A 19,491-nucleotide genomic window follows, 5' to 3' on the forward strand; every position below is an offset into this window, starting at 1 on the left:
CTGCACGGAGCTATGAGAAAGAATAGAGAAGAAGAAAAAGACACGAAGAAAGGAACCACGCAAAATGAACAAGATCTCCCGCAAAGGTTTTCTGAAGATCGCTGCCGCAGCCGCCATGTCTGGTGTGACTGCCGGTGCTCTGGCTGCCTGCAATGCTGCCAGCTCTTCCACCGCCGCACCTGCTGCTTCCGGTGCAGCAGGCACCTACATCCCCGGCACCTATGAGGGTACTGCTGAGGGCATCTCTTCTACCGTCAAGGTCACCATGACCTTCTCCGACAGCGCTGTGACCGACGTTGTGGTCGATACCTCCGGCGAGACCGCTTCCTACGGCGCTGCTGCTGCCGACCAGCTGCGTGAGCAGCTGATGGCTGCAGGCTCTGCTGAGATCGATGGCGTTTCCGGCTCCACCATCACTTCCGACGCTGTCATGAAGGCTGCCAAGAGCTGTTACGCTCAGGCCAAGGGTGAGGCTACTGTGACCTCCGTCCAGCTGCCCACCGGTGACGAAAACGATTGGCTGGGCAAGGAGCCTGACATCGACGAGGCTGCCATCACCGAGACCGTGGACACCGACATCCTCATCGTGGGTGCTGGCAACGGCGGCATGGGTGCAGCTGCTTACGCTGCTGCTCACGGCCTGAACTTCCGCGTCATCGAGCAGAACGGCAACGTGCAGGATACCCGTCACTGGGTCGGCGCTGTGGACGGCTTCGGCGCACAGGCACAGGGCATCAAGATGGACCGTGCAAAGCTGCTGAGCGAGATCTCCCGCTACGCTTCCGGCAAGTGCGACCAGCGCGTTGTCAAGACCTGGATCAACGAGTCCGGTGAGATGATCGAGTTCATCCGCTCCATCATGGAGGACAAGTACGGTGTCAAGATGGTCTACACCTACGGCGATGAGGCTAAGTGGCCTGCCGAGAATGCCGAGCACAACACCGACTATATGTACCCCGAGATCGAGTACACCTATGACCGCAGCTCCGGCGCAGCCCGCAACGAGCTGCTGCTGCAGTACATTCAGGAGCTGGGCTACGATGTGGACTTCAAGACCTCTCTGGCAAAGCTGGAGAAGGACTCCACTGGCCGCATCACCGGCATCATCGCCCAGAGCACCGAGGATGACCACTTCATCCGCTACAACGCCAACAAGGGCGTTCTGCTGGCCTGCGGCGGCTTCCCCGGCAACCCCTACATGATGGAGCAGCTGGACCCGCTGGGCACCTCTGTCACCACTGCCTGCTCCTACTCTCCGGCCGATAAGGGCTACGGCATCCGTGCCGCTGTCTGGGCCGGCGCAAACCTCGACAAGGAAGCTGCGCCCATGCTGTTCGACCGCGGCATCGTGGCTCCCGGCGTGGACGGCGGTTATGTGGCAAGCGACTCCGCTTTCGGCGGCAAGGCCTTCCCTGGCCCCATCCGCCAGTACAACCCCGGCACTCAGCCTTTCCTGAAGGTCAACCGCAACGGTGAGCGTTTCGCCAACGAGAGCAGCCCCTACAACGACATCGTCTACGCTGCTGCTCATCAGCCGGGCCGTGTCTACGCACAGATCTGCGACGCAAACATTCTGGAGGACGCAAAGCGCTTCCACACCATCGGCTGCTCTGCCCAGACCCGCAATGCCGGCGCAGAGTATATCCAGAAGCAGATGGACAATGCAGAGAAGGAGGGCGTCTTCTTCAAGGCCGACACCATCGAGGAACTGGCCGACAAGCTGGGCTTCACCGGTGAGGCCAAGGACACCTTCCTCGCTACCGTTGAGCGTTACAACGAGCTGTACGACAAGCAGAATGACGAGGACTTCGGCAAGCCGGCTTACCGTCTGAGCGCCATCCGCACCGCTCCCTTCTACGGCTGCTGGCTGGGTGCCTCTCTGCTGTGCACCGAGCAGGGCATCGCCATCAACGATAAGGGTCAGGCTCTGGACAACGACAACAAGCCGATGCCCGGCCTGTATGTCACCGGCGATATGTCCGGCTCCTTCTTCGCCAACAACTATCCCTGCCTGATGGCAGGCGTGGCTATGGGCCGCACCCTGACCTACGCCATCAAGGCCATCAAGCAGATGGGCGGTCTGGAATAAGTCATCTCTCAGTGGTATCTGAGCGCATAAGATAAAAAGACACCGCAGAAGTGTGAAAGCTTCTGCGGTGTCTTTCTTTGTCGAAAACCCTCTATACACAAAACCACAAATGGCAGAAAAGTCTTAAAAACAGGCTCAGCACACGGCCCGATGGACGGGCAGCGGCTCCACGATGTCGGGATGGATGCCCTCACGGTAGTCGAGGTCGCCCTGGTCGAGGCCGCGCAGCAGCACTTCGGCGGTGGCGATGTTGGTGGAGATCGGCACGCTGTGCATATCGCACAGCCGCAGCAGGTTCTGCTCGCTGCTGCTGCCGCTCTCGGCCTTGAGCGGGTCGCGGAAGAAGAGCACGAGGTCTACTTCGTCGCAGGCCACCCGGGCCGAGATCTGCTGGATGCCGCCCAGCTTCCCGGAGAGGTAGCAGTGTACGGGCAGGCCGGTGGCCTGCGCCAGCATCCGACCGGTGGTGCCGGTGGCAATGACTGTGTTGCGGGATAGGATGCCGCTGTAAGCTGTGCAGAACTGCAGCGCCAGCTCTTTGCGGGAATCATGTGCAAGAATAGCAATCGTCATAACGCTCTCTCCTTCATTCCAAGTATAGTGTTGTGAGTGGGCGGATATGCTCGGAAGAGTGTTCTCCGCAGTAAAACGGTCTGAAAAGTTGAAGTCTTGTGGAGAACAATTCTCGATAAACAGACTAAACCAGTGAGATTGTGTCGAATCACACTCTCATTTTAAATTTAACCCGCAGAAGGCCCGTATGTCAAGAGGTTTGTTGTGATTTTTGCAAGATAAAATGGCAAAAGTATGACTATAGCTTTGTGGAGAATGGAGAAAATTTGGATACAAGGAATTATTCTCAGATGAATTTGCAAAACTTTTTCAGCCAAAAGTGTGCTTGATAGAAAAACGGTCCATCTCGATGAAACAAAAATACAGGCCGGGGCATTTGGCCCCGGCCTGCAGAGAAAATTTTTACCGAAAGGGGGATGCGTCCCGGAAAAACCCGAAAATTACCGGGTCTGACCGTTGCCGTGGATGATGTACTTGTAGCTGCACAGCTCGCCGAGGCCCATGGGTCCCCGGGCGTGGAGCTTCTGGGTGGAGATGCCCATCTCACAGCCAAGGCCGAACTCTCCGCCGTCGGTGAAGCGGGTGGAGCAGTTGACGTAGACGGCGGCACTGTCCACTGCCGCCGTGAAGAGGGCAGCGTGGGCGTCGGTCCGGGTCAGGATGGCTTCGCTGTGGCCGGTGGAGTGAGCCGCGATGTGGGCGATGGCTTCCTCCACGCTGTCCACGACTTTCACCGCAAGGATGTAGTCGAGGAACTCGGTGTCGAAGTCCTTCGGCCCGGCGGGGGTGCCGGGGATGAAGGCGGCGGCGCGCTCGTCCAGCCGCAGCTCCACCGGGTGCAGACCCTTGGCGGTGCGGTCGGGGCCGAGGCGCTGGGCCAGCTTCGGCAGGAACTCAGCGGCGATGGCGCTGTGGACGAGGCAGACTTCCTCGGCGTTGCAGACGCTGGGGCGGCTGGCCTTGGCGTTCTCGATGATGTCCAGCGCCTTGGTCTGGTCGGCGGTGTCGTCCACGAAGATGTGGCAGATGCCGGTGCCGGTCTGGATGCAGGGGACTTTCGCGTTCTCGACGCAGGCGCGGATGAGTCCGGCCCCGCCGCGCGGGATGAGCAGGTCCACATAGCCGACGGCGGTCATCAGGGCGTTGGCCGAGGCATGGGTGGTGTCCTCGATGAGGCAGACTGCTGTTTCAGGCAGACCGGTTGCCCGCAGGCCCTGCCGCAAGGCCTGAACGATGGCGTTGGCCGAGCGCCACGCCTCTTTGCCGCAGCGGAGGATGCAGGCATTGCCGCTCTTGATGGCGAGGGCGGCAGCGTCGCTGGTAACGTTGGGGCGGCTCTCGTAGATGATGGCGATGACGCCCATCGGCACGGCGGTCTTCTCGATGACGAGGCCGTTGGGACGCTCGATGCGGCTCAGCACCCGGCTCACCGGGTCGGGCAGGGCGGCAACGTCCCGGATGCCCTTGGCCATGGCCTCGATGCGCTGGGGCATCAGGGCGAGGCGGTCCAGCATGACGTCGCTGATGCGGCTCTTGGCGGCGGCCATGTCCTCGGCGTTGGCGGCGAGGATGGCGTCCATGGATTCCGGTGCGCAGAGGGCATCAGCCATCCCGAGAAGGGCAGAATCACGGGTGCCGCTGTCCGAAAGGGCAACGGCAGTCTTGGCCCCGCGGGCGGCTTCCAGAATTTCCTGTGTGGTCATGTTATGCCTCCTGTCTGTGGGCCGCAAAGCGGGTGCCTGCGGCACGGCCCTCGGCGATGTCATAGAGCAGTTCGGGGTGGGCGCCGTTTGCGATGACCATGTCAGCTCCGCTGGAGGTCACCATCCGGGCGGCCCGGAGTTTGGTGGACATTCCGCCGGTACCCAGCGCTGAGCCGGCTCCGTCGGCCAGCGCCATCACCTCGGGCGTGATGTCCTCCACCAGCGGGATGAGCTTTGCGTCCGGGTGGGTGTGGGGGTTGGCAGTGTAGAGGCCGTCGATGTCGCTCAGCAGCACCAGCAGATCAGCCTTGATGCAGCAGGTGACGATGGCGGCGAGGGTGTCATTGTCGCCGATGGAGGTGATCTCGTCGGTGGCGACGGTGTCGTTCTCGTTGATGATGGGCAGTGCGCCCAGCTCCAGCAGACGGGTGAGGGTGTTCTGGATGTTCTCGCGGCGGCTGGCGTGCTCGATGTCCACGCCGGTGAGCAAAATCTGCGCCACCGTGTGGTCGTAGGCGCTGAACAGCCGGTCGTAGGTGTACATCAGTTCACACTGACCCACGGCGGCACAAGCCTGCTTGGAGGACATATCGGTAGGGCGGGCGGAAAGCGACAGCTTGCCCACACCCATGCCGATGGCACCCGACGACACGAGGATGACCTCATGTCCGGCGTTCTTCAAATCGCTGAGCACTTTCACCAGCTCTTCGGTGTGGCGGATGTTCAGCCGCCCGGTGGAGTGGGCCAGTGTGGAGGTGCCGACTTTGACTACGATGCGCATAGATCAACCCTTTCCCATCTCTTTGGTCTTGTTGTAGGAGGCGATGACAGCGTCCATCACCGCGCCCCGCAGGCCCTTTTCTTCCAGCACCCGCACGCCCTGGATGGTGCTGCCGCCGGGGCTGCACACGGCGTCCTTGAGTGCGCCGGGGTGCTGGCCGCTCTCAAGCACCAGCTTTGCGCTGCCCAGGACCATCTGGGCGGCGTACTCCTGCGCCTTGGCACGGGGCAGGCCGCAGGCCACGCCGCCGTCGGCCAGCGCCTCGATGAACTGGTACACCCAGGCCGGGCCGCAGCCGGACACGCAGCTGGCCGCGTCGATGAGGCTTTCCGGCACAGCATCCAGCCGCCCGGCGGGGGCCATCAGCTTCAGGAACTCGGCCTCTTCCTCGGCGGTGACGTTGGAGGTGCAGTACTGGATCATACCGGCCCCCACCGAAGCGGGCGTGTTGGGCATGATGCGGATGACGGGGCAGTCGCCGCCCGCCATCTCCTGAATACGGGCGATGGACAGGCCCGCCGCCATGCTGCACAGCACGAAGCGGCTGGGCCGTTCGGCCAGCGTGAAGCGGAGCGGTGCCAGCAGCTCCTCCATCATCTGGGGCTTGACGGCTAAGAAGATGAGGTCGCAGCGGCCTGCCACCTCGTCGTTGATGGTGGTGTTGCAGCCCAGCTCAGCGGCCAGAGCCTCTGCCTTGGCGGCGGTGCGGTTGGCCAACCAGACGTTCTGCGGGTCTGCCGCCTTGCAGACGGCCCGGGCGATGGCTCCGCCCATGTTGCCGCAGCCTAAGAAACCGATGGTATTCAGCATAAGAAAAAACCTCTTTCCCAATCAAAAGAACAGGGGAGATTCCCCCCTCTGTGTCTCCATTGTAAGCAGGGCCGGGGGAGAAATCAAGAGGAAAGCCGGAAAATGTCAAAGCTTTTCGGAAAGCTCCTGATCGACGCGCTGCGGCGGCGCAGGCTTTTTTGCTGTCCGAATCTTAAGAAAACATAAAAAGTTCATGAAAAGGTCGAAAAAGGTGCTTGCACCTGTACGGGCGGATGAGGTATCATAATAGATAGAAGTTGGGAAACTCCGCACAGAACGGGGCAAACGCGAAAGGATGGGCATTCTCGTGGCACAGACGACAAAACGCGCGCTGGAAGCATCGCTCAAAAAGCTGCTGCTCCGCAAGCCGCTGAATAAGATAACGATAAACGACATTACCGAGGACTGCGGCGTGAACCGCATGACCTTTTACTACCATTTCAAGGATATTTACGATTTGGTGGACTGGATCCTGGTGGAGGATGCCACAGAGGCACTGGAAGGCCATCAGGACTATGAGACGTGGAGCGACGCCTTCCGCGATATGCTGGAAAAGGTGCAGGCCAACCGGGTGCTGGTGCTGAATGTCTACCGCTCCATCAGCCGGGAACAGGTGGAGCAGTATCTCTATAAAATGCTTGACCCTCTGCTGCGGATGTTTATAGAGCGTGAAAACATCCCGGTGCAGGAAGAGGACAAGCAGTTCATCATTGATTTTTATAAGTATGGCTTTGTGGGCATGGTGCTGGAATGGATACGCCGCGATATGAAGACCGAACCGGCCATCATGGCCGAACGGCTCAACACCATGATGCAGGGGGATCTGAAGCGGGCGCTGCTGCGCTTCAGCACCGACGGCAGAGCATCAAAAATCGACGACTGATAAAAATTTGAACAAGCAGAGCAGGATGATAGAAAAACTATCACCCTGCTTTTGTTGTTTATAGAACCTTTGTCGGAAAAATGTTAAAGTATTGTCAAAACAAAGGGCCGGCAAAGACCCACACAAGGAGGCAGACTTTTATGAGTATCGCGTTGGAGCCGTTGAGCCATAAGGTACAGCGTACCGCTGTCGGAACGATGGTGGATGTGGCACTGGCTCATGCCAGAAAAGACCGTCAGAAGGCGTTTGCCGAGATGGTGGACGTCGCCAAGCAGTTCTATGGCGACTCGTTCAGCGAGGAGACGTATGAGCACGCCCGCGCAGTGCTGACCGATGCGGACAGCAAGTGGTCAAAGCTCATCAACTGTGTGCTCGACCAGACCGCGCCCAACGTGGCACGCACCACGGCGCTCAACCTTGGCTATGAGGCGTTCTTCCGGGGGACAAAGACCATCCGCGAGAACCGCACAAAGTACCACTGCAATATCCCGTGGCTGATCCTGTTCGACCCCACTTCGGCTTGCAATATGCACTGCGTGGGATGCTGGGCGGGCGAGTACGGCCACAAAAACAACCTCAGCTTTGAGGATATGGATAAGATCATCACCGAGGGCAAGGAGCTGGGGGTCTATCTCTATATGCTCACCGGCGGCGAGCCTCTGGTGCGGAAGGCGGATATTCTCCGTCTGGCAAAAAAGCACAACGACGTGCAGTTTGCGATCTACACGAACTCGACCCTCATCGATGAGCCGTTCTGTGAAGAGGTCGTAAAACTGGGCAATATCGCCTTCATGCTCTCGATCGAGGGAACTCCCTCTACCAATGATGCCCGGCGGGGCGACGGCCACTATGCCGCTGTCATGAATGCAATGGACTTGCTCAAGGCCCACGGGATCCTTTTTGGCACCTCCATCTGCTATACCAGAGACAATCTCGAAGCCGTTACCAGCGACCACTTTATGCGGATGCTCTGCGACAAGGGCGCGCACTTCGGGTTCTACTTCCACTATATGCCGGTAGGCAACGAGGCCGCACCGGAGCTGATGCCCACGCCTGCTCAGCGCAAGTACATGATCGAGCGCATCCGGTATCTCCGCTCCGAAAAGAGCGATATTCCGTTCTATCCGATGGACTTCCAGAACGATGGCGAGTTTGTGGGCGGATGCATCGCAGGCGGACGCAACTATTTCCATATCAACTCGGCGGGCGATGCAGAACCGTGCGTCTTCATCCACTACTCCAACGCCAACATCCACGACAGCAGCATCCTCGATATTCTCCGCAGCCCGCTCTTCATGGCCTACCACAACGGCCAGCCCTTCAATAAAAACCACCTGCGTCCCTGCCCGATGCTGGAGAACCCCGAGCTTCTGCGCCAGATGGTGCATGACACCGGTGCTCACAGCACCGACTTGCAGTCGCCCGAGAGCGTAGACCACCTCTGCGACAAATGCGGTGCATATGCTGCCGACTGGCAGCCTGTAGCCGACGAGATCTGGTCGCACGTCACCCTCAGGGAGAGCCGGTACGAGAATTACAAGGATTGGGAACCGGCGCATTCCACTGCTCACGCGAAATGACTTTATCGGTCTTTCAAAGATAAAATTGCGCAGAAAAGCCCCCATCTTCACCGGCTGAGGCAGCCGGGAGGATGGGGGCTTTATCTTGTTATTTTATTCTTCGCCGGAATCCATAACGATCTCGGTTTCCGTTTCTTCATCTTCCACAGGTGTGGGAGCCGGGTCGCCGGGATCGCCGAACTCGTCGTGGTAGACGGTCATCTGGTCGAGCTGGCCGTTGCGGCGCAGGCCGTGGAAGACCAGCTTCTTGATGATGTCATAGATGACGGCGAACAGCGGCACACCCACGATCATGCCCACGAAGCCCCACAGACCGCCGAACAGCAGGATGGAGAAGAGCACCCAGAAGCTCGAAAGGCCGGTGGTGTTGCCCAGGATCTTCGGGCCGATGACATTGCCGTCCAGCTGCTGGAGCACCAGAACGAAGAGCACGAACCAGAGGGCCTTGATGGGACTCTGGATGAGGATGAGCAGCGTTGCAGGCACGGCACCGATGAAGGGACCGAAGAAGGGGATGACATTGGTGACGCCGATGATGACCGACACCAGCAGTGCGCTCGGGAACTTGAAGATGATGCAGGCGAAGTAGCAGAGCACACCAATGATGGCGGAGTCCATGATCTTGCCGTTGATGAAGCCGCCGAACATCTTGTCAGCGTAGAGGACTTCCTCCTGGATGAGCTGCGCCCAGTGGGGCTTGACGACGCTGTAGAGGATCATCTTGGCCTGCTTGGCGAACTTTTTGCGGCTGGCCAGCAGGTAAACAGCGACGATAAGGCCGATGAGCAGATTCTTGAACCAGGTCACCACACTCATGACGCCGACGCCCACACCGCTCAGGATGCCTTGTATATTCTGCAGCGAGGGGAGCAGGGTGGTGCGCAGAGCGGTCAGATTGTCAGCAATGGCATCGTAGGCATTGTTGAAATAGCCCATCAATGTCTCATTATCCAAGAAGACTTCCTGTGTGTTCACCCACCGCATGAACCGGGTGATGCTGGTCTGCGCGGTGTAGTAGAGGGAGGTGACGCTTGTGATGAGCTGCGGCACCACCATCATCACGAGGGCGTAGACCACCAGCACACCGAACAGCAGCGTCGCCGCAATGGCAAGCATATTGGCCATGCTGTGGAGCTTTTCGGGGAAGATGCGGTGCAGAAAGCCCTCAATGGTGTTGCACACCGGCTTGAGCAGATAGGCGATGACGGCACCGTAGATGAAGGGCATCAGGATGCCGGTCACCTTGGAGACCGCGTCGCCGAACCCGTCGAAGCGGTAGATGAAGAAGAAGAACAGGATGCTTAGACTTATCGCACCAAAGCCCGCGAGCATTCCGTAGAGATAGGGCTTGATGTGCGGCTTTTTGTCCATCATGTGTGACTCCATTCCTGCCGCAGACGGCAGGAGCCGGTACGGCGATGTTTAGATTTTGTTGCTGCGGCGCCAGATGTGCATCTTCTCGGCCTCTTTGATAAGCTCCTCGCGGAAGTCGGGGTGTGCCACATTGATGAGGGCTTCGGCCTTCTCCCAGGTGGTCAGACCCTTGAGGTTGACGCAGCCGTATTCGGTGCAGAGGTAATGCAGATTGGCACGGGTATCGGTGATGATGCTGCCGTTTTCCAGCGTGGGACGGATGCGGCTCTCGAGCTGACCGGTCTTCTTATTAAAGAAGGTAGAGGACAGGCAGATGAAGCTCTTGCCACCCTTGGAAAGGTATGCGCCCAGCACGAAGTCCAGCTGGCCGCCTGCACCGGAAATGTGCTTGACGCCGGCGCTCTCCGCATTCACCTGGCCGAACAGGTCGATGTCCACCGCATTGTTGATGGAGATGAAGTTGTCCAGTGCGGAGATGCTGCGGATGTCGTTGGTATAATCGACGGGAGCAGACATACACTCGGGGTTGTTGTTGAGGTAGTCGTACATCTTCTGAGTGCCGGCACCGAAGGCGTAGACCTGACGGCCCTTGTCCAGCTGCTTGTGTGCGCCGGTGATCTTGCCGGCCTTGGCGATGTCCACGAAAGCGTCAACATACATCTCGGTGTGGACGCCCAGGTCCTTCAGATCGCTCTGGGCGATGAGGCTGCCGATGGCGTTGGGCATACCGCCGATGCCCAGCTGCAGGCAGGCACCGTTGGGGATCTGCGGCACGACGAGGTTTGCGACCTTCAAATCGACCTCGGAAGCGGGGCCGGCAGCGGCCATCTGGCCGATGGGCGGATTGTCGCCCTCCACGATGCCGGTGACCTGGGAGATATGGACGCAGTTCTCCATACCGCCGAGGCAGCGGGGCATATTGGTGTTGACCTCCACGATAATCTTCCTGGCCTTCTCACAGACGGCACCCAGATGGGAAGCGCTGGGGCCGAAGTTGAAGTAGCCGTGCTCGTCCATCGGAGTCACCTGGAAGACGGCGATGTCCAGCGGGTCGGGACTCTCGCGGTAGTAGCGGGGCAGCTCCGAATAGCGGATGGGGGAGTAGAACGAGAAGCCCTGTGCGATGGCTTTGCGCTCGATGCCGCCCATGTGCCAGCTGTTCCAGGTCATGTGGGCAGCGGGGTCGTCGATCTGGAAGATCTCAGGCACCCACATCAGGATGCCGCCGCGGAAATTGACGTTCTCCAGTTCGGGCAGGCGCTTGGCAAGGGCGGCGTCCACAGCCACGGGGGTGTTGACGCACCAGCCGTAATCCACCCAGTCGCCGCTCTTGACCAGAGAAGCAGCCTGCTCGGCAGTCATCTTTTTCTGGGCATACATTTCCATGAAATCCATTATAAACCATCCTCTCCTTTAAGAACATAAAAGAATTGTAAATTTATTATTCACAATTCTACGGGACAAAATCTTAGCCGGAAATTTACCGTTTCTTTCCAGTCCGGACACTGTCTTATCACACCCCGGCGGTATCCTTGGGGTCGGCAGGACAGGAGCCTCCAGCAGCGGCACACCTGCACAGCTTAGTTATAACATTAACAAACATTATAATCAAGCCCTCTTCCGCGAAAAAATGCTTTGCAGGACAATTTGACTAAATTTCTTAGGTATTTGTGGCGATTGTTTGGTATAGCAAAAACAATTTTTTTCGAAAAAGTACTTGATAAAATTTTGACGATATGGTTTACTAAGGGTGTACCAAGATGATGCGCCCCAGTGCAACGTTGATTGACTAAAAATTAACGATATTGCGATGGCGATGCGGCCTGGTACTTGAAGCAGGAACTGAAAAGTGCTATCATGGCAACACCAAATGCGCTTTTCCAAAGCGCGCAAATAAAGGAGACCATATCGATGGCAACAGCAGTTTACCCCGGGTCCTTCGACCCGGTCACGAGAGGACATCTCGACATCATCAAGCGAGCTGCAAAGATAAACGACCAGCTCATTGTGGCAGTGCTCATCAACAGCGCAAAGAACCCTCTGTTCACCGTAGAAGAACGGGTGGCGCTGCTGCGGGAGTGCTGCAAGGACATCCCGAATGTGACGGTGGAGAGCTTCGACGGCCTGACCGTGGAGTTCGCCAAGAAGCGCCACGCTTCGGTGATGGTGCGGGGTCTGCGGGCGGTGACGGATTTCGAAAACGAGATACAGCTCGCCCAGACGAACCACGCACTGATGCCCGGCATCGAGACGATGTTCCTTGCCACCAGCATCAAGTGGAGCTACCTTTCCTCCACCATCGTCAAGGAGGCTGCCCGCTACGGCAGCAACATCTCCAAGTTCGTGACGCCCAACGTAGAGAATGCCATCCACGCCAAAGTGGAGCAGCTCCGGGCGGAAGGAAAGACGATCTGATACCTTTTATAATGCAGAAAGGCCCTCGGGCTTTTTGATAAATAGTTTTACGAAACCCCGAAACAGATAAATTCAGGAGGCTATTAACATGAAGAAAATTGTTATCGCATCTGCTTGCCGTACCGCTATTGGTAAGTTTGGCGGCACCCTGGCAAACGTCCCTGCTGCAGAGCTGGGCTCCATCGTTATCAAGGAGGCCCTGAACCGTGCTAACGTGAAACCCGAGCAGGTCGATCATGTTTACATGGGCTGCGTCATCCAGGCTGGTCTGGGCCAGAACGTCGCTCGTCAGGCTTCCCTGAAGGCTGGCCTGCCCGTCGAGACTCCTGCTGTCACCGTCAACGTGGTCTGCGGCTCCGGTCTGAACTGCGTCAACATGGCTGCTCAGATGATCGAGGCCGGCGATGCTGACATCGTGGTCGCAGGCGGCATGGAGAACATGGATATGGCTCCCTTCGCAATGATGAAGGGCCGCTACGGCTACCGCATGGGCGCTCCCATGGGCAAGAGCGAGATCGTGGATACCATGGTCAACGATGCTCTGTGGGATGCCTGCGGCTTCAACAAGCACATGGGCATGACCGCTGAGAACGTCTGCACCAACGAGACCTATCAGAAGAAGTACGGCTACAGCCCCATCACCCGCGAGATGCTGGATGATTTCGCTTACCACAGCCAGCTGAAGGCTGATAAGGCCATCAAGGACGGTGCTTTCAAGGATGAGATCGTTCCTGTTGTCATCAAGGGCAAGAAGGGCGATACCGTGTTCGATACCGATGAAGGCCCCCGTCTGAGCGCTCCCGAAGTGCTGGCAAAGCTGAAGCCCGCCTTCACCAAGGACGGCATCGTCACCGCTGCAAACTCCTCCGCTATCAACGATGGCGCAGCTGCTCTGGTCATCATGAGCGAAGAGAAGGCCAAGGAGCTGGGCGTGAAGCCTCTGGCTACCTGGGTCGCAGGTGCTCTGGCAGGCGTCGAGCCTGAGGTCATGGGTCTTGGCCCCATCGCTGCTACCAAGAAGGTCATGGCTAAGACCGGCCTGACCGTTGCTGATATGGACCTGGTCGAGGCCAACGAGGCATTCGCAGCACAGTCCATCGCAGTCGGCGAGGCTCTGGGCTTCGATAAGGACAAGCTGAACGTCAACGGCGGCGCAATCGCTCTGGGCCACCCGGTCGGCGCTTCCGGTGCTCGTATCCTCGTCACCCTGCTGTACGCTATGAAGCATCGTGGTGCTCACAAGGGTCTGGCTACCCTGTGCATCGGCGGCGGCATGGGCTGCGCAACCATCGTCGAGATGGACTAATTTCCCTTTGAAGGGTCACTCCGGATATTGATACAGCCCGGACAGTGGGCGAGACCGGAGACTTGCCCCTTGTCCGGGGGCTGTTTTGAATAAGATATAACCTGAATGGAGGTTTTCACAATGGCATTTGTAAAAACCGAGGTGCAGGGCGCAGTCGAGATCATCACCATCGACCGCCCGAAGGCACTGAACGCCCTGAACCCCGAAGTTCTGGCAGACCTGAAGGCTGCTTTTGAGGCAGTTGACCAGTCCGCCATCCGCTGCATCGTCCTGACCGGCGAAGGCGACAAGAGCTTCGTGGCAGGCGCTGACATCGGCTCCATGAGCACCATGACCAAGGCCGAGGGCGAGGCTTTCGGCAAACTGGGCAATGATGTGTTCCTGATGATCGAGAGCTTCCCCATCCCCGTCATCGCAGCCGTCAACGGCTTTGCACTGGGCGGCGGCAATGAGCTGGCTATGAGCTGCGACATCCGCATCTGCTCCGACAACGCTGTGTTTGGTCAGCCGGAAGTCGGTCTGGGCATCACCCCGGGCTTCGGCGGCACCCAGCGTCTGGCACGTCTGGTTGGCATGGGCATGGCAAAGCAGCTGGTCTACTCTGCACTGAACATCAAGGCTGACGAGGCTTACCGCATTGGCCTGGTCAACGCAGTGTATCCGCAGGCTGAGCTGATGGAGAATGTCCTGAAGCTGGCCAACAAGATCGCCAAGAACGCTCCCATCGCCGTGCGCAACTGCAAGAAGGCGATCAACGACGGCATCAGCCTCCCCATCGAGAAGGCTGTCGAAGTCGAAGAAAAGCTGTTCGGCGACTGCTTCGAGACTCATGACCAGAAGGAAGGCATGGCCTGCTTCCTGAGCCGTGAGAAGCCGAAGCCCAAGGCAGTGTTCACCAACAACTAAACTAAACCATAACGCCTCTGCAGCGCCTCCCCGGAAAGGGGAGGCACGGAGAGGCACTACATTCAAAAGATATAATAAAGGAGAGATTTCCCATGAAGATCGGTGTTATCGGTGCTGGCACTATGGGCCAGGGCATCGCAAAGGCATTTGCTCAGGTCGAGGGCAACACGGTTGCTCTGTGTGACATCAAGCAGGAGTGGGCCGAGAATGGTCTGGCAAAGATCAAGAAGGGCTATGAAAAGCTGGTCGCTAAGGGCAAGATGACTCAGGAGAAGGCTGACGCTATCGTCGCTGCTATCACCCCGGGCCTGAAGGAAGACCTGTGCGCTGACTGCGACCTGGTCGTTGAGGCTGCTTTCGAGGATATGAAGGTCAAGCAGACCACTTTCGGCGAGCTGGATAAGATCTGCAAGCCCGAGTGCATCTTCGCTTCCAACACCTCTTCTCTGTCCATCACCGAGATCGGCAAGGGTGTCAGCCGTCCTCTGGTCGGTATGCACTTCTTCAACCCCGCAGACCGCATGAAGCTCATTGAGGTCATCGCTGGCTGCAACACTCCCGCTGAGACTGTCGAGAAGATCAAGGAGATCTCCGTTGCCATCGGCAAGCAGCCGGTCCAGGTCAACGAGGCTGCCGGCTTCGTCGTCAACCGCATCCTGATCCCGATGATCAACGAGGCTGCCTTCATCAAGATGGAGGGCGTTTCCAACATCGCCGGCATCGACACCGCTATGAAGCTGGGTGCCAACCACCCGATGGGACCCCTGGAGCTGGGCGACTTCATCGGCCTGGACATCTGCCTCGCCATTATGGACGTCCTGTACAAGGAGACCGGCGACAGCAAGTATCGTGCATGCCCGCTCATCCGTAAGATGGTCCGCGGCGGCAACCTGGGCTGCAAGTCTGGCAAGGGCTTCTACGTTTACAACGCAGACCGCACCAAGACCCCTGTCGACGAGCTGTAAATTAGTTTGAAATTTCTCTCGGTCGTCCCGAAGAAAACGGCCGGGAGGAATTTGTTTGCACAGGACATGAGTGTAGCTGCCCTGTGCTGAAAGAAAAACATCCGTTAGGAGGATATAGCGATGGATTTTACTCTGTCCAAGCAGCAGCAGATGGTGCAGAAGATGTACCGCGAGTTTGCTGAAAACGAAGTCAAGCCTCTGGCAAAGAAAGTCGATGCCGAAGAGTATTTCCCCAAGGAGACCGTCGAGAAGATGGGCAAGCTGGGCATGATGGGCATTTACTTCCCCACCTCCGTTGGCGGTGCAGGCGGCGACGTCCTGTCCTACGTCATGGCTGTTGAGGAGCTGAGCAAGGTCTGCGGCACCACTGGTGTTATCGTTTCCGCACACACCAGCCTGTGTGCAGCACCTATTTATGAGAACGGCACTCCCGAGCAGAAGGAAAAGTACCTGCCCAAGCTGTGCAGCGGCGAGTGGCTGGGTGCTTTCGGTCTGACCGAGCCGGGCGCTGGTACTGATGCTCAGGGCCAGCAGACCACTGCTGTGGAAGATGGCGATTACTGGGTGCTGAACGGCTCCAAGATCTTCATCACCAACGCAGGCTACGCTGACGTGTTCATCGTCATTGCTGTTACCGATAAGGTCCTCGACAAGAAGGGCCGTCCCACCAAGCTGTGCTCCGCTTTCATCGTGGAGCGTACCGACCCGGGTTTCTCCGTCGGTAAGGCTGAGGATAAGATGGGCATCCGTGGTTCTTCTACCTGCGAGCTGATCTTTGAGGACTGCCGCATCCCGAAGGACCGTATGCTGGGCGTGCGCGGCAAGGGCTTCCAGCTGGCTATGGCTACTCTGGACGGCGGCCGTATCGGTATCGCTTCCCAGGCTCTGGGCATCGCCGAGGGCGCTCTGCAGGAGACCGTCGCTTACGTCAAGGAGCGCAAGCAGTTCGGCCGCAGCATCTCCGCTTTCCAGAACACCCAGTTCGAGCTGGCCGAGATGAAGGCCCGTATCGAAGCTGCAAAGTATCTGGTCTACGCTGCCGCTCTGAAGAAGCAGGAAGCTATGAATGGTGCAAAGGTCCGCTACAGCGTCGAGGCTGCTCAGGCTAAGCTCATCGCAGCCCGCACCGCAAGCGACGTGACCCGCCGCTGCCTGCAGCTGTTCGGTGGCTACGGCTACACCCGTGACTACCCCATCGAGCGCATGATGCGTGATGCCAAGATCACTGAGATCTACGAGGGCACCAGCGAAGTGCAGATGATGGTCATTTCCGGCGCGCTGCTGAAGTAAGGGAGGCAAGATTTACAATGAAAGCAATCGTTTGTGTAAAGCAGGTTCCTGATACCTCCGGTAAGGTGGCTGTCAAGGCGGATGGTACTCTGGACCGTGCCTCTATGGCAACCATCACCAACCCCGATGACCTGAATGCTCTGGAGGCCGCTCTGAAGCTGAAGGACGAGACCGGCTGCGAAGTCGTTGTCGTCACCATGGGTCCCCCGCCGGCCGAGGGTATGCTCCGTGAGCTGCTGGCCCGCGGTGCTGATAAGGCTGTTCTGGTTTCTGGCCGTGAGTTCGGTGGTTCTGATACCTTCGCAACCAGCCAGATCCTCGCTGCCGCTGTCAATAAGATCGGTGTCGGCCCCGAGGACGTCGTGTTCTGCGGCCGTCAGGCAATCGACGGTGATACCGCACAGGTCGGTCCTCAGATTGCTGAGAAGCTGCACCTGCCTCAGGTGACCTATGTTGCTGACATCCAGAAGGATGGCAACAGCCTCACGGTCAAGCGTATGCTGGAAGACGGCTACATGATGGTCAAGGTGCAGACTCCCTGCCTGCTGACCTGCATCAAGGAGCTGAATCAGCCCCGCTACATGAGCGTCAACGGCATCTTCACCTGCTACGACAAGCCGATGGAAGTGTTCGATTACAACGCTCTGAAGGACGATCCGCTGATCGAGGTCGATACCATCGGTCTGAAGGGTTCTCCGACGAACGTCTTCAAGTCCTTCACTCCTCCGCAGAAGGGCGCAGGCACTATGCTGACTGGCGACGATACCGCTGCACAGCTGGCTGGTATCCTGGCCAAGAAGCACCTGATCTGATGAAAGGAGCATAGGATTACAATGGCTGATTTTAACGAATACAAGGGCGTCTGGGTCTTCTGCGAGCAGCGCCAGGGCGCACTGATGTCCACTGATTTTGAGCTGGTCAGCGAGGCCCGCAAGCTGGCTGATGAGCTGGGCTGCGAAGTCACCGGCCTGCTGCTGGGCGACAACGTCGAAGGCATTGCAAAAGAGCTGGGCGGCTATGGTGCCGATAAGGTCATGGTCTGCGACAGCCCGCTGCTGAAGGATTACACCACTGACGCATACGCCAAGGTCGTCTGCGACATGGTCAACGAGTACAAGCCTGAGGTCCTGCTGATCGGTGCTACCAACATCGGCCGCGACCTTGGCCCCCGCTGCGCAGCTCGTCTGCACACCGGTCTGACCGCTGATGCTACCCATCTGGACATCGACACTGCAAAGTATGTCGAGTTCCTGAAGGAGAGCTCCACCATCGACCTGTCCAAGCAGAAGTTCGATTACGAGGACCGCAACCTGAAGATGACCCGTCCTGCTTTTGGCGGCCATCTGATGGCTACCATCATCTGCCCCCGTTTCCGTCCTCAGATGTCTACCGTCCGTCCCGGCGTCATGAAGAAGGCTCCCTTCGATCAGGCCAAGGCCGATGCCTGCCAGATCGTGAAGCCCGCATTCAGCCTGACCGCTGACGACATCAAGACCGAGGTCCTGAGCGTTGAGAAGGCAGCTGAGAAGCTGGTTGACCTCATCGGTGCAGACGTCATCGTCTCTGTTGGCCGTGGTATCAGCAAGGACGTCAACAAGGGCATCGAGCTGGCTGAGCAGCTGGCTGCAGCTCTGGGCGGCGGCGTTGTCGGCGCATCCCGTGCTGTCACCGATGCCGGCTGGATGACCGCTGACCATCAGGTCGGTCAGACCGGTAAGACCGTCCATCCCAAGATTTATGTGGCTCTGGGCATCTCCGGCGCTATCCAGCACACCGCAGGTATGCAGGATTCCGAGTGCATCATTGCCGTCAACAAGAATGAGTCCGCCCCCATCTTCGGTGTGGCTGACTACGGCATCGTGGGCGACCTGTTCAAGGTCGTTCCCGAACTCATCAAGCAGGTCGAGGCAGCAAAGGCTGCTCAGTGATCAGCTGAGAAATAAGGTCCAGGAGGGCAGCTCGAGAGAGCTGCCCTCTTTTTGTATTTTACTTTTATAAATAAGAAAGAAAACTCTATGATTTTCCCCATTGACAGGAAAGAAGAAATATGGTATATTCTATCCAGAGAGATGAAGGTGCTCAGGCACTGGAAAATCACTTGAATGTGATCGACTCAAAAAAGAGTTTGCGAATAGAATATTTAGCAAAGCAGTTGAAAAGCTGTGACGCAAAGCTAAAGGGCCTGTAAAATGGTAGCCAGTTGCATTTTTAAGGAATTGCCTTTACTTTGTTTTTGAGTATCGTGATTCCTTTTTTTAGTCGCCGGAACAGTTCATGTGATGATGTCTCTCGAACCCCCACAGATGAGCAGGAAACATCTGTGGGGTTTTTTGTTTTTGTCTACGGTGTCGGGATGCCTTACACAAAGAATCCAAGAGGATGAAGCGGATTTGAGTCAGCACGAAAAAACCTGAAAAAACTTGCAAAAAAGTGTTGACATCCGGCCCGGCATATGGTATTATACTTGAGCGCCAAGCGCTGAGACAAAAGAATGACTTCTGAGTCTCAGCTGGAAGTAAAGCGAAAAGAACCAATAGACGTCCGAAAGTTCCGGCCAGCGCCGAGAAACTGAGAATGCTCCAAGTTCACCAGAGAAATCTGAATCACGAAAAACTTCGAAAAAAGAGCTTGACAAAAAATCACTTCTGTGATAGAATAATCAAGTCGTCAGCCGCAAGGCTGAGGCGCTACAGGACCTTGAAAATTGAACAATATCGAAAAACTTGTAACGGAACCTATTTTCGTGTTGGAAAAACACGTTAAACAATTCCAAACAAAGTAATTCACACAGGACGCAAGCGATTGCGTGCTGAGCG

At 57.5% G+C, this 19,491-nt stretch carries 16 protein-coding genes and 1 riboswitch; of the genes, 10 read left to right on the forward strand and 6 right to left on the reverse strand.

The window, feature by feature from the left end:
- The first annotated feature begins 64 nt into the window (after window positions 1-64).
- A complete protein-coding gene (locus tag F3G95_RS08620; RefSeq protein WP_149794624.1) occupies window positions 65-2,089 on the forward strand; it encodes an FAD-binding protein in 2,025 nt (674 codons plus the stop codon).
- A gap of 135 nt (window positions 2,090-2,224) precedes the next feature.
- Here the strand turns inward: F3G95_RS08620 and F3G95_RS08625 are convergent, their stop codons facing one another.
- The 4 genes from F3G95_RS08625 to proC form a co-directional block, all read right to left on the reverse strand.
- Window positions 2,225-2,662 carry a methylglyoxal synthase gene (locus tag F3G95_RS08625; protein WP_149794625.1) on the reverse strand — a complete coding sequence of 146 codons (438 nt, stop codon included), beginning with the start codon at window positions 2,660-2,662 and terminating at the stop codon, window positions 2,225-2,227.
- A gap of 440 nt (window positions 2,663-3,102) precedes the next feature.
- Window positions 3,103-4,365, reverse strand: a complete 1,263-nt coding sequence (locus F3G95_RS08630) for a glutamate-5-semialdehyde dehydrogenase (protein WP_149794626.1) — start codon at window positions 4,363-4,365, stop codon at window positions 3,103-3,105.
- Between the two features lies 1 nt (window position 4,366).
- A complete protein-coding gene (proB, locus tag F3G95_RS08635; protein ID WP_015565101.1) occupies window positions 4,367-5,146 on the reverse strand; it encodes a glutamate 5-kinase in 780 nt (259 codons plus the stop codon).
- A 3-nt stretch (window positions 5,147-5,149) separates the two neighbouring features.
- A complete protein-coding gene (proC, locus tag F3G95_RS08640) occupies window positions 5,150-5,956 on the reverse strand; it encodes a pyrroline-5-carboxylate reductase (protein WP_149794627.1) in 807 nt (268 codons plus the stop codon).
- Window positions 5,957-6,263: 307 nt separating this feature from the next.
- Here proC and F3G95_RS08645 point away from each other — a divergent pair, with 307 nt between their 5' ends.
- Together F3G95_RS08645 and F3G95_RS08650 are read left to right on the forward strand one after the other, a co-directional pair.
- Entirely contained in the window at window positions 6,264-6,839 is a 576-nt protein-coding gene (locus F3G95_RS08645; RefSeq protein WP_149794628.1) for a TetR-like C-terminal domain-containing protein, read from the forward strand.
- A gap of 140 nt (window positions 6,840-6,979) precedes the next feature.
- Window positions 6,980-8,419, forward strand: coding sequence for a radical SAM protein (locus F3G95_RS08650; RefSeq protein WP_149794629.1), 1,440 nt, complete (start codon window positions 6,980-6,982; stop codon window positions 8,417-8,419).
- Window positions 8,420-8,512: 93 nt separating this feature from the next.
- Here the strand turns inward: F3G95_RS08650 and F3G95_RS08655 are convergent, their stop codons facing one another.
- Together F3G95_RS08655 and F3G95_RS08660 are read right to left on the reverse strand one after the other, a co-directional pair.
- Window positions 8,513-9,793 (reverse strand): AI-2E family transporter, encoded by a 1,281-nt coding sequence (locus F3G95_RS08655; protein ID WP_149794630.1) that lies wholly within the window; start codon window positions 9,791-9,793, stop codon window positions 8,513-8,515.
- A 48-nt stretch (window positions 9,794-9,841) separates the two neighbouring features.
- Complete coding sequence (locus tag F3G95_RS08660) at window positions 9,842-11,188, reverse strand: butyryl-CoA:acetate CoA-transferase (RefSeq protein WP_149794631.1); 1,347 nt, start codon at window positions 11,186-11,188, stop codon at window positions 9,842-9,844.
- A gap of 516 nt (window positions 11,189-11,704) precedes the next feature.
- On the opposite strand from F3G95_RS08660, the gene coaD reads away from it, so the two are divergent.
- From coaD to acrA, 7 genes are all read left to right on the forward strand, one after another.
- Window positions 11,705-12,208, forward strand: coding sequence for a pantetheine-phosphate adenylyltransferase (coaD, locus tag F3G95_RS08665; RefSeq protein ID WP_149794632.1), 504 nt, complete (start codon window positions 11,705-11,707; stop codon window positions 12,206-12,208).
- Between the two features lie 88 nt (window positions 12,209-12,296).
- Complete coding sequence (locus F3G95_RS08670; RefSeq protein ID WP_149794633.1) at window positions 12,297-13,514, forward strand: acetyl-CoA C-acetyltransferase; 1,218 nt, start codon at window positions 12,297-12,299, stop codon at window positions 13,512-13,514.
- Window positions 13,515-13,634: 120 nt separating this feature from the next.
- Window positions 13,635-14,420 (forward strand): enoyl-CoA hydratase-related protein, encoded by a 786-nt coding sequence (locus F3G95_RS08675; protein WP_149794634.1) that lies wholly within the window; start codon window positions 13,635-13,637, stop codon window positions 14,418-14,420.
- A 92-nt stretch (window positions 14,421-14,512) separates the two neighbouring features.
- Complete coding sequence (locus F3G95_RS08680; protein ID WP_149794635.1) at window positions 14,513-15,385, forward strand: 3-hydroxyacyl-CoA dehydrogenase NAD-binding domain-containing protein; 873 nt, start codon at window positions 14,513-14,515, stop codon at window positions 15,383-15,385.
- Window positions 15,386-15,505: 120 nt separating this feature from the next.
- Window positions 15,506-16,675, forward strand: coding sequence for an acyl-CoA dehydrogenase (locus F3G95_RS08685; protein WP_015565091.1), 1,170 nt, complete (start codon window positions 15,506-15,508; stop codon window positions 16,673-16,675).
- A 17-nt stretch (window positions 16,676-16,692) separates the two neighbouring features.
- Window positions 16,693-17,487 (forward strand): acryloyl-CoA reductase electron transfer subunit gamma, encoded by a 795-nt coding sequence (gene acrB, locus F3G95_RS08690; protein ID WP_015565090.1) that lies wholly within the window; start codon window positions 16,693-16,695, stop codon window positions 17,485-17,487.
- A 21-nt stretch (window positions 17,488-17,508) separates the two neighbouring features.
- Window positions 17,509-18,603 (forward strand): acryloyl-CoA reductase electron transfer subunit beta, encoded by a 1,095-nt coding sequence (acrA, locus tag F3G95_RS08695; RefSeq protein ID WP_015565089.1) that lies wholly within the window; start codon window positions 17,509-17,511, stop codon window positions 18,601-18,603.
- 204 nt (window positions 18,604-18,807) lie between these two features.
- Window positions 18,808-18,883: riboswitch (cyclic di-GMP riboswitch) on the forward strand.
- Window positions 18,884-19,491: the final 608 nt, after the last annotated feature.

This window comes from Faecalibacterium sp. Marseille-P9312 (genome assembly GCF_902497445.1).
In the GTDB taxonomy this organism is placed as follows: Bacteria; Bacillota; Clostridia; order Oscillospirales; family Ruminococcaceae; genus Faecalibacterium; species Faecalibacterium longum.